The organism is Pseudokineococcus marinus (assembly GCF_013004605.1).
In the GTDB taxonomy this organism is placed as follows: Bacteria; Actinomycetota; Actinomycetes; order Actinomycetales; family Quadrisphaeraceae; genus Pseudokineococcus; species Pseudokineococcus marinus.
Genome location: NZ_JABEMA010000105.1, coordinates 1 through 10,222, shown reverse-complemented (window position 1 = coordinate 10,222; position 10,222 = coordinate 1). Strand labels below are relative to the sequence as shown.

Annotated in this window: 12 protein-coding genes; 2 read left to right on the top strand and 10 right to left on the bottom strand. The window is 77.4% G+C overall.

Annotation, left to right across the window (positions count from 1 at the left end; genetic code table 11):
• Nucleotides 1-152: 152 nt before the first annotated feature.
• Nucleotides 153-290, top strand: a complete 138-nt coding sequence (locus HLB09_RS08720; RefSeq protein WP_171203002.1) for a hypothetical protein — start codon at nucleotides 153-155, stop codon at nucleotides 288-290.
• Between the two features lie 25 nt (nucleotides 291-315).
• On the opposite strand, the gene HLB09_RS08715 is transcribed toward HLB09_RS08720, so the two are convergent.
• The gene (locus HLB09_RS08715; protein WP_171203001.1) at nucleotides 316-639 is read right to left on the bottom strand and encodes a DUF4229 domain-containing protein; all 324 of its coding nucleotides are present in this window, start codon (nucleotides 637-639) and stop codon (nucleotides 316-318) included.
• A 138-nt stretch (nucleotides 640-777) separates the two neighbouring features.
• Here HLB09_RS08715 and HLB09_RS08710 point away from each other — a divergent pair, with 138 nt between their 5' ends.
• Nucleotides 778-1,065 (top strand): PLD nuclease N-terminal domain-containing protein, encoded by a 288-nt coding sequence (locus HLB09_RS08710; protein WP_171203000.1) that lies wholly within the window; start codon nucleotides 778-780, stop codon nucleotides 1,063-1,065.
• Between the two features lie 132 nt (nucleotides 1,066-1,197).
• Here the strand turns inward: HLB09_RS08710 and ccsB are convergent, their stop codons facing one another.
• The 9 genes from ccsB to hemB all read right to left on the bottom strand — a co-directional run bounded on the left by ccsB (nucleotide 1,198) and on the right by hemB (nucleotide 10,139).
• Nucleotides 1,198-2,175, bottom strand: a complete 978-nt coding sequence (ccsB, locus tag HLB09_RS08705) for a c-type cytochrome biogenesis protein CcsB (RefSeq protein WP_171202999.1) — start codon at nucleotides 2,173-2,175, stop codon at nucleotides 1,198-1,200.
• A 4-nt stretch (nucleotides 2,176-2,179) separates the two neighbouring features.
• Complete coding sequence (gene resB / locus HLB09_RS08700; protein WP_212770792.1) at nucleotides 2,180-3,982, bottom strand: cytochrome c biogenesis protein ResB; 1,803 nt, start codon at nucleotides 3,980-3,982, stop codon at nucleotides 2,180-2,182.
• Complete coding sequence (locus tag HLB09_RS08695) at nucleotides 3,979-4,758, bottom strand: cytochrome c biogenesis CcdA family protein (RefSeq protein ID WP_171202998.1); 780 nt, start codon at nucleotides 4,756-4,758, stop codon at nucleotides 3,979-3,981. The genes resB and HLB09_RS08695 overlap by 4 nt, the downstream gene beginning before the upstream one ends.
• Nucleotides 4,759-4,777: 19 nt before the next feature.
• Nucleotides 4,778-5,398: a TlpA family protein disulfide reductase gene (locus tag HLB09_RS19315; protein WP_171202997.1), complete on the bottom strand. Its 621-nt coding sequence runs from the start codon at nucleotides 5,396-5,398 to the stop codon at nucleotides 4,778-4,780.
• A gap of 77 nt (nucleotides 5,399-5,475) precedes the next feature.
• The gene (locus tag HLB09_RS08685; protein ID WP_171202996.1) at nucleotides 5,476-6,177 is read right to left on the bottom strand and encodes a histidine phosphatase family protein; all 702 of its coding nucleotides are present in this window, start codon (nucleotides 6,175-6,177) and stop codon (nucleotides 5,476-5,478) included.
• Nucleotides 6,178-6,255: 78 nt separating this feature from the next.
• Nucleotides 6,256-6,894: an AAA family ATPase gene (locus tag HLB09_RS08680; protein WP_212770791.1), complete on the bottom strand. Its 639-nt coding sequence runs from the start codon at nucleotides 6,892-6,894 to the stop codon at nucleotides 6,256-6,258.
• A gap of 163 nt (nucleotides 6,895-7,057) precedes the next feature.
• Nucleotides 7,058-8,476 carry a glutamate-1-semialdehyde 2,1-aminomutase gene (gene hemL, locus HLB09_RS08675; protein WP_171202995.1) on the bottom strand — a complete coding sequence of 473 codons (1,419 nt, stop codon included), beginning with the start codon at nucleotides 8,474-8,476 and terminating at the stop codon, nucleotides 7,058-7,060.
• Between the two features lie 92 nt (nucleotides 8,477-8,568).
• Nucleotides 8,569-9,075, bottom strand: a complete 507-nt coding sequence (locus tag HLB09_RS08670; RefSeq protein WP_171202994.1) for a MarR family winged helix-turn-helix transcriptional regulator — start codon at nucleotides 9,073-9,075, stop codon at nucleotides 8,569-8,571.
• Between the two features lie 71 nt (nucleotides 9,076-9,146).
• Nucleotides 9,147-10,139: a porphobilinogen synthase gene (hemB, locus tag HLB09_RS08665; RefSeq protein ID WP_171202993.1), complete on the bottom strand. Its 993-nt coding sequence runs from the start codon at nucleotides 10,137-10,139 to the stop codon at nucleotides 9,147-9,149.
• Nucleotides 10,140-10,222: the final 83 nt, after the last annotated feature.

Sequence of the window (10,222 nt, the reverse complement as noted above, 5' to 3'; positions counted from 1 at the left end):
CCGCGGGCCGCGCGCTCGTGCCCGTGCTGCGCGACACGGGCCGCCTCGAGCTCGTCCACGCGGCGCTCCTGGCCCTGGGGCTCGCGCTCGCCGCCTGATCCCGGAGGACCGGTCGAGGCGGGCGCGTCCCGCTGCGCGCCGCCGACGGCCCCGTGCTCGCCCGGGCGGCCGCCGACGTGCTGGTCGAGGACGGCACGTGGCGCGCCCTCGCGGACGAGGTGTCCCTCGCCGAGCTGGACCGGGAGCGACCCGGCTTCCTCGAGCGCGTCCGCGAGGTCTCGGGCCGCTGACGCCGCCCGCGACCGCCCGGCGGGCTCAGCCGCGCGGGCCCTCGCGGCGCCGGTCGTCGTCGGCGTCCTCGGCCGCGGCGTCGTCGTCGAGGCCGCGCGAGAACCGCCCCCCGCCGCTCCTGCCACCACTGCCGGGGCCACCGCCCTGCGCGCGCTGCTGCTGGCGGTCGAGGATGGCCTGCGTCATCTGCTCGCGGGGGCCGCGCAGCAGCACGAAGGACAGCAGGATCGACACGAGCGCCGTCACGAGCAGCCACCAGACGCCCCGGAGGCCGACGGCGTAGGCGAGCAGGCCCACCGCGGCGAGCAGGGACAGCCGCAGGAGCGTGTAGCGCAGCACGACGGGCACGGCGACCAGGGTAGGCGCCGCCCGGAGCCCCCCGTCCCGCCGCCGTCCTGGCCGCCGGCCTGGCCGCCGGCCTGGCCGCCCGGCGGACGGGCGCCGTCCCGCCCTGCCGGGCCGCCGAGCGGTCCGTACCATCAGACGATGTTGCGCGCTCTGCTCGTCCTCCTCGCCGTCGGTCTCGCGGTCTACGCCGTCCTCGACGTGCTGCGCAGCCGCGACGACGAGATCTCGGTGCTCGGCCGCACCGCCTGGGTCGTCATCTCCATCGTCCTGCCCGTGCTCGGCCCGGTGCTGTGGATCACGGTGGGCCGCCAGCGCGCCGAGGGCGGGGGTGGTGGCGGCGGGGGCGGCAGCCGCCCGCGCGGCCCCCTCGGCCCGGACGACGACCCCGGCTTCCTGCGCGACCTGCACGGACCCCGCCGCGGCTGACGCCCCTCACGTCCGACCCGGCGCGCGGGGGGGGCGCTGGACGACGCAGGCCCCGCTCCCTGGAGGGAGCGGGGCCTGCGTCGTCGTGGGGGCTCGGTGGCCCGGCCTCGGTGTTCGGGCTCGACGGCTGGGTCAGCCGATCCCGGCGTAGGAGTGGTTGCCGGGGAAGAAGATGTTGACCACGCCCCAGTTGACGAGGATGCAGGCGAAGCCCGCGATGGCGAGGTAGGCCGCGCGGCGCCCGTCCCAGCCGCGCGTGGCGCGGGCGTGCAGGTAGGCGGCGTAGACGACCCAGATGACGAAGGTCCAGACCTCCTTGGGGTCCCACCCCCAGTAGCGGCCCCACGCCCGCTCGGCCCAGATGGCGCCGGCGACGAGCGTGAAGGACCACAGCGGGAACGACACGGCGATGAGCCGGTAGGCGGCCCGCTCGAGCTCCACCGAGCCGGGCAGGCGGTCCATGAAGCGGCCGCGAGCGGGGCGGCCGGCAGCGAGGGCGTGCTCGCGGCGGTCCTGCACGAGCTGCAGGACGTTGGCCGAGAAGGCGATGACGAAGAGCGCCGAGCTGACCGTCGCGACGGAGACGTGGATGACGAGCCAGTAGCTCTGCAGCGCCGGCACGAGCTGGGCCGACTCGGTGTAGAGGACCGACAGGGCGATGCCGAGGGTGAGCAGCACCGGCCCGACGACGAAGACGCCCAGGTAGCGCAGGTCCCGGCGCAGCAGCACGACGCAGTAGACGGCGGTGACGACGAAGGCCCCCGTCAGCGTGAACTCGTACATGTTGCCCCAGGGCACGCGGCCCGCGGAGAGCCCGCGGGTGACCACCGCGGCGCCGTGGAGCAGCAGCGCCAGCCACGTCGTCGTGACGCCGACGGCCGCGGCGCGGCGGCGCACCCCCGCGTCGGGGTCCTCGGCCCCGGCCCCGGTGGGGGCCGCTCCCCCGGCGGGTCGCGCGCCGGCGCCCACGAGCGCCTCCTGCGGGGCGTGCGCCACGGCGGTGCGCCCCCGGCCCGAGAGGTCGAGCGCGAAGGCGACGAGCGCGACGGCGTAGACCGTCATCGACGAGTAGACGAGCAGGTTGCTCGTCGCGGCGAGCGACTCGCCCATGTCCTCAGCTCCTGGATCGGGTCGGCGGGGCGGTTGCGGGCTCCCCGGCGGCGGTCGGCGTCCCCGGGCCCGAGGCCGCGGGAGGTGGTGGGGCCGGCGGGGACGGGGCCGGTGGTGGTGGTGGTGGGGCCGGCGGCTGCGGCGGGCCGGGGGGTGCGCCACCGTCGAGGGTACGCGCGAGGCCGTCGACCTCCGCGGCCAGCCCGGCGTCCTCCCCGCGCGCGAGGCCGCCCACCTCGGTGCGCAGGCCGCCGCCCGCGGCGGGGTCGCCGGTGACGCGGACGAAGACGCGGCGTCGCGGGGTGAAGAGCGAGGCCACCAGCCCGAGCATGGCGAGCACGGAGAACACGAGGGCCGGCAGGCGGCCCGGGTCGTGCCGCACCGTGAGCCCGGCGAAGCGCGGCAGCGGGTCCCCGGCGCCGGACCCGGCCGCGACGTCGTCGGCCGCCGCCGCGTCGGGCGGGTAGCCGAAGCGCAGCGTGCCGAGGCCGGAGGGGAGCTCGACGGCGTCACCCGGGCGCAGCGCCACCGACCAGGGGGCGCCCTCGTCGGTGTCGAGCTGCTCCATCGAGCGGGTGTCGAGCTCGTAGACGTTGACGGGCAGGCCGTCGTTGACGGGACCGAGGTCGCCGCGGTAGCCCGTGAGCAGCAGCAGCGGGTCGCGCGCGTCGGGGAAGACGGAGCGCGGGCCCCGCTCGTCGACGACGGCGGTCGGCAGGAAGGCGCCGGTGAACCCGAGCTGGTCCGGCTGCGCGCCGAGCACCTTGACGACGCCGGTGGAGCTGTAGAAGCCGTCCTGCGCGAGGAAGGGCGTCGGCTCGGAGTACACGAGCCGGCCGTCGGCGTCGGTCACCGAGATGACGGGCGCGTAGCCGTTGCCCGCCAGGTACACCTCGGCACCGGCCGCGTGGAGCGGCTCGTTGACGCGGATGACGTCCTCGCGCGGCTCCTCCCCCGGGGCGAGCACGTCCACCTGCGCCTCGAAGTCGCGCGGCTGGCCGAGCTGGCCCCCCGGCGTCTCCTCGAACGCGACGTCGAGGCCCTGCAGCCCGACGGCGAAGGGCGGCAGGTCGTCGTCGGAGACCCAGGCGCCCGGGTCGAAGGTGTCGTAGCGGGCGACCGTGTTGGAGAAGCCCTGCCCCACCGGCACGACCACCTGGGCGCGGTAGCTGAGCAGGCTCGAGGCGGCGAGCGCCAGCAGCAGCCCGACGAGGGAGAGGTGGAAGACGAGGTTGCCGGTCTCGCGCAGGTGCCCCTTCTCGGCGGCCACCGATCCCGTGGCCGCCCCCGGGGCGTCGGGCCGGACGTCGACGCGGTAGCGGCGCCGCCGCAGCTCGCGGGCCGCCGTGTCCAGCGGCTCGGCGCCACCGGCGCCGGGAGCGTCCACGACCCGGTGCTCGGGCAGCCGCTCGAGGCGCGAGGGCGTGCGCGGCGGCTTCGAGCGCCACGCCGTCCACTGCTGGCGGCTGCGGGGCAGCACGCAGCCGACGAGCGAGACGAACAGGAGCAGGTAGACGGCGGAGAACCACGGCGAGGCGTAGACGTCGAAGAAGCCCAGCCGGTCGAGCCACGGGGCGAGCGCCGGGTGCTCGTCGCGGAAGGTGACGACGGCCGCCGGGTCGACGTCCTGCTGCGGCACGACCGAGCCCGGCACGGCCCCGACCGCGAGGAGCAGCAGCAGGAGCAGGGCGGTGCGCATGCTCGTGAGCTGGCGCCACACGAAGCGCACCGTGCCCACGGCGCCGAGCCGGGGCTGGACGGGGACCCCGTCCGAGGTGCCGCGGGCGCGCTCGGCCGAGCGGCTCACAGCAGCGCCCACTCGGAGAAGCGCGCGCCGACGGCGCTCGTCCACTGCGTCCAGACGCCGGTGACGAGGAGCAGGCCGACGACGACGAGGAGCGCCCCGCCGGCGCGCGAGAGGGCGACGCGGTGGCGGCGCAGCACCTCCAGGCCGCGGGCGCCTCGGCTGGCCGCGAGCGCCACGAGCACGAAGGGCACGCCGAGGCCCAGGCAGTAGGCGACCGCGAGGACGACGCTGCGCGCCCCGGAGCCCGACACGAAGGCGAGCGAGGAGATGGCCGCCAGCGTGGGACCCATGCACGGGGTCCACCCGAGGCCGAAGACGACGCCGAGGAGCGGCGCGCCCGCCAGGCCGGGGCGGGGACGGCGGCGCACGGCCACCTCGCGCCGCAGCCCGGGCAGCACGCCGGCGAAGGACAGGCCGAGCAGGACGACGACGACGCCGAGCACGCGCGCCACCTCGTCGCCCCACTGCTGCAGCAGCCCGCCGAGCACGCCCGCGGTGAAGCCGACGACGACGAAGACGGCGCTGAAGCCGAGGACGAAGAGGACCGCCCCGAGCAGCACCCGCGCGCGGCGCTGCCGCTCGAGGGCCACGCCGGTGAGGCCGGTCACGTAGCCGAGGTAGCCCGGCACGAGCGGGAGCACGCAGGGGGAGGCGAAGGAGACGAGCCCCGCGAGGGCGGCCACGGGGACGGCGAGCAGCACGGGCCCGGAGAAGGCCACCGCGCCGAAGGCGTCCGGGGCGCCCGCGGCGAGCAGGGGGACGGGCAGGGCGCTCACGCCCGTGCCGGGGAGGCGCTCACGCCGCCTCCGCCGCCGCGTCGTCGATGACGGTGCGGAGGGTCGAGGGGTCCACCGGGCCGAGGAAGCGCGCCGCGACACGGCCCTGCGGGTCGAGGACGAGCGTCGTCGGGGTGGCCGACGGCGGCAGCTGGCCGCGCAGCGCGAGGACGCCCTCGCCGTCTCGGTCGAGGAGCGAGGGGTAGGTGATGCCGAACTGCTCCTCGAAGGCGATGCCCTGGGCGGCCCCGTCGCTCGTGTTGAGGCCGAGGAAGCGCACGCCCTCGTCGGCCGTCTCGGCGGAGACCTCAGCGAGGTCGGGCGCCTCGAGGCGGCAGGGCCCGCAGGCGGCGAACCACGTGTTGAGGACGACGGGGGCGCCGCGCCAGTCCGCGACGTCGACCGCCTCGCCCTGCAGCGTCGTGCCCGCGAGCTCGACCGGCTCCCCGCGCTCGTCCGGCGCGAGCTGGACGAGGCTGCCGTCGCCCGCGACGTAGCCCTGGTCGACGACCGACGGCTGGGCGTCGCTCGTCGTGCACCCCGCGAGACCGGCCGCGCCGACGAGCGCGGCGGCCGCGAGAGCTCCCCGGGCCGCGCGCCCCGCGCGCGCCCGGCTGCCCGTGCTGGCCTGTGCTCCCACAGCCTCCAGGGTTCCACACCGAGCCTGGCAGGAGGCTGGGAGCCGGGCGCGGCCCGAGGGCAGGGGTGGGGCGCCGCTCAGGCCCCCGGGACGGGGTTCGCCCCGGGCAGCAGGTCGGCGGCCGGCTCGCGGTAGGTGACGCCCTCGAGGCGGTGGCCCACGAAGTGCAGCGACGTCAGGCTCGCCAGCGAGCACTCGCGGCGGCGGGGGTCGTGGACGTAGCGACGGCCCTCGACGGACAGCCGGGTGACCCAGATGGGCAGCTGGTGGCTGACGAGGAGCGCGTGGCGGCCCTCCGCGCGCACCCGGGCCTCGTCGGCGGCGGCGCGCATGCGGGCGGCCTGCTCGGCGTACGGCTCGCCCCAGCTGGGCGTGAGGGGGTTGCGCAGCTTCCACCAGTGCTCGGGCCGGCGCAGGGCGCCGTCCCCGACGCCCACGGTGAGGCCCTGGAACTGGTTGCCGGCCTCGACGAGCCGCTCGTCGACGCCGACCTCGAGGCCGAGGGCGTCCGCCGAGGCGCGCGCCGTCTCCTGCGCCCGCTCCAGCGGCGAGGCGACGACGAGGGCGATGTCGTGCCCCGCGTCGACGAGGTGCTCGGCGACCCGCTGCGCCATCGCCCGCCCGCGCTCGGACAGGTGGTAGCCCGGCAGCCGTCCGTAGAGCACGCCCTCCGGGTTGTGGACCTCGCCGTGGCGCAGCAGGTGCACGACGGTGCGCACCGAGGGGTCGGGCAGGGCGGCGGGCTCGCGGGGCCCGGAGGACGACGGGGACGGGGCCATGGGCGCATCCTGCCCGAGAGGGACCCGGCCCCCGCGCGACGCCCCGGGCGTCGGACGACGGTCCGAGCCGGTCGCCCGCTACGTGGGCCGCAGGTGCCGCAGGTAGCGCTCCGGCGCATCGAGGAACGAGCGCCAGTGCGCGACGACGTCGAGGTCCTCCCACGCCCGCTCGACGAGGCCGTCCTCCGACAGCTCGAGCAGGCGGGCGCCGGGCAGCGCCGCCACGAGCGGGGAGTGCGTGGCCACGACCACCTGCGCCCGGCCGCCCGCCACCTGCGCGGCGAGGACGCCGACGAGCGCGAGCTGGCCGGAGAAGGACAGCGCCGACTCGGGCTCGTCGAGCAGGAAGAGGCCCGAGTCGTCGAAGTGGTCCTCCAGCACCGACAGGTAGGACTCGCCGTGCGACATGGCGAGCCGGTCAGGGCTGCCCTGCACCTGCTCCAGCAGGGCGCCGAAGGTGGCGTGCATCGTCTCGGCGCGCAGGAAGTACCCCCAGCGCGAGGCGCCGGCGCCGCGGACCAGCTGCAGCGAGCCCACGAGCGGCGAGGCGTCGCGGGCGTCCTCCTCCCAGTGCGCGGTGTGCGCCGTGCCGCCGCCGACCGACAGGCCGAAGGCCGCCGCCAGCGCCTCGACCAGCGTGGACTTCCCGGAGCCGTTCTCCCCCACCAGCACCGTCGCCGGCCCCAGGTCGAGCCCCTCGTCCAGCAGCTGGCGCACCGGCGCGAGGGTGGCGGGCCACGCGTCCCGGGGCAGCGGGTGCCGGGGGTGCTCCTCCACCCGGCGCACGGGCAGGCCCCACGGCGAGCCCCCCGCGCCCGTCCCGGACCCCGGCGCCCTGCGCCGCGGCACCCCGATCGCCTCCCGTCCGTCGCCGACCGGCTCAGGTGCAGGTCTGGCCGGCGACGCTGCTCTGGGCCCGCGCCGCCGCCTGCGCCGCGCGCGGCAGGGCCTCGAGGACGCGGCCGACCGCCTCGTCGTCGAGCGCCGCGGAGACGAACCACGCCTCGAAGGCGCTCGGCGGCAGGTGGACGCCGGAGGCGAGCATCGACTGGAAGAAGGCCGCGTAGGCCTGCACGTCCTGGCTGCGGGCGCCCGCGTAGTCGTGGACGACGTCGGGGCCGAAGAAGACGGTGAACATCGACCCGGCGTTCGAGACGGTGTGCGGCACACCGGCGTCGGCCAGGGCCGCGGACGCCGCGGACGACAGGCGCTCCGCCGTCGCGTCGAGGTGGGCGTAGACCTCCGGGGTGCAGCGCTGGAGCGTGGCGAGCCCCGCCGCCGTCGCCACGGGGTTCCCGGACAGGGTGCCCGCCTGGTAGACGGGACCGTTCGGGGCGAGCTGGGCCATGACGTCGGCGCGGCCGCCGAAGGCCGCGGCCGGGAAGCCGCCGCCCATGACCTTGCCGAAGGTCATGAGGTCCGGGGCGCCGGCGTGGACGCCCTCGGCGCCGTCGGCCCCCTGGGGGCCCTCGAGCCCGTACCAGCCCGCCGCCGTGAGGCGGAAGCCCGTCATCACCTCGTCGCTGACGAGCAGGGCGCCGTGCTCGCGCGTGAGCCGGCGCATCAGCGCGGTGAAGCCGGGGCGCGGCGGGACGACGCCCATGTTGCCGGCGGCGGCCTCGGTGACCAGGGCGGCGACGCGGTCGCCGTGCTCGGCGAAGACGGCCTCGAGCGCCTCCGGGTCGTTGTAGGGCACGACGAGGGTGTCGGCGGTGGTCGCGCCGGTGACGCCCGGGGTGTCGGGCAGCGCGAAGGTGGCGAGGCCCGAGCCCGCCGAGGCCAGCAGCGCGTCGACGTGGCCGTGGTAGTGGCCGGCGAACTTGACGACGAGCGGCCGTCCGGTCGCGCCGCGGGCCAGCCGGACGGCGCTCATGACGGCCTCGGTGCCCGAGCTGACGAGCCGCACCTGCTCGACGGGCTCGACGCGGCGCACGATCTCCTCGGCGAGCTCGACCTCGCGCGGGGTGGGCGTGCCGTAGGAGAAGCCCCGCGACGCCGCCGCGGTGACGGCCTCGAGGACCTCCGGGTGGGCGTGCCCGAGGATCATCGGCCCCCACGAGCAGACGAGGTCGACGTACTCGCGGCCGTCGGCGTCGACGAGGTAGGGCCCGCGGGCCGACGTCATGAAGCGCGGCGTGCCGCCGACGGCGCCGAAGGCGCGCACGGGCGAGTTGACGCCGCCGGGCGTGACCGCGCGGGCCCGGGCGAAGAGCTCCTCGGACGCCGGGGCCTCGAAGGGGTAGGGCGTGCGGGGGCGGTCCGTCGCGGGGACGTCGGGCGGCGTCGCGGCAGTGCTCATGCCGCCATCCTGCCGCCCGTCGCGCGCGTCAGCCCGAGGGGGACGGCGGCGGCCCCAGCGGCCGAGGGGGCTGACGGAGGAGCGCCGCCCCGTCAGCCGCGCAGGTTCGCCGCCACCTTCTCGAGCGCGCTGCCCAGCGCGTCGACCTCGGCGGGCTCGAGGAGGTCGAAGAGCGCGGCCCGGACGCTCGCGACGTGCGCGGGCGCGTGACGCTCGAGGGCCGCCCGCCCCTCGTCGGTGACGACGCACAGGACGCCGCGGCCGTCGTCGGGGCAGGCGCGCCGCTCGACGAGCCCGCGCGCCTCCATGCGCCCCACCGTGTGCGTGAGACGGCTGCGGGAGTGCACGAGGGCGTGCGCGAGCTCGGACATCCGCAGCGACCCGCCGGGCGTCTCGGAGAGGCGCACGAGGACCTCGTACTCCTGCAGCGGCACGTCCCCGTCGGCGTCGAGGACGGCGCCCAGGTGCTCCCAGAGCCGCTGGGTGCCCTCGAGGTAGCTGCGCCAGACCCGCTGCTCGTGGGCGTCGAGCCAGGGCCCGCCACCCGGGCCGTCGCCGGTCCGCACCGGCCCCCCGTCGACGTCGGCAGCTGCAGACATGGGCGGACCCTACTGCGGGTGCGCGCCCGCCACGGTCCGTCCGGCTCGTCGGCCACCCGGTCGGCGGCCGCTCAGCCCTCGCGCAGCCAGCGGGCCGCCTCGACGGCCCAGTAGGTGAGGACCGCGTCGGCGCCGGCGCGCTGCACCGACGCCAGCGTCTCGAGGATCGTCCGCTCCCGGTCCAGCCACCCGCGGGCGGCCGCGGCCTCGACCATGGCCAGCTCGCCGGAGACCTGGTAGGCCCACACCGGCACGTCGACCGCCTGCGCGACGTCGGACAGGACGTCGAGGTAGGGCAGGGCCGGCTTGACCATGACGACGTCGGCGCCCTCCTCGACGTCGAGGCGCACCTCCCGCAGCGCCTCGCGGCGGTTGGCCGGGTCCTGCTGGTAGGCGCGCCGGTCGCCCACGAGCGTGGACTCGACGGCCTCGCGGAAGGGCCCGTAGAAGGCCGAGGCGTACTTCGCCGCGTACGCGAGGAGGACGACGTCGTCGCGGCCCGCCTCGTCGAGGGCGGCGCGCACGACGCCGACCTGGCCGTCCATCATCCCCGACAGGCCGAGCACGGTGGCCCCCGCGTCGGCCTGGGCCAGCGCCATGGAGACGTAGCGGGCGAGCGTGGCGTCGTTGTCGACCGTCCCGGCGCGGGGCCCGTCGGGGACGAGGACGCCGCAGTGCCCGTGGTCGGTGAACTCGTCGAGGCACAGGTCGGCCATGACGACGGTCCGCTCCCCCACCGCCTCCGCGAGGTCGCGCAGCCCGAGGTTGAGGATCCCGTCGGGGTCGTCGGCGCCGCTGCCCCGCGCGTCCCGCTCCGCCGGGACGCCGAAGAGCATGAGACCGCCGACGCCCGCCTCGACGGCCTCGTGGGCGGCGTCGACGAGCGAGGCCCGCGAGTGCTGGACGACGCCGGGCAGGCTCGTCACCTCGCGCGGGGCGTCGAGGCCCTCCTTGACGAACATGGGCAGCACGAGCTGCGAGGGGTGCAGGCGCTGCTCGCGCACGAGCGCGCGCAGGGCGGGGGTGGCGCGCAGGCGGCGCGGGCGCTCGATCGGGAAGGGCACGGCAGGTCCTCTCGGGCGGGCCCGCCGGCACCTCGCCGGGCGGGCCCTCGGGCGCGTCGGCCGGCCCTCCCCGCAGGGGCGGC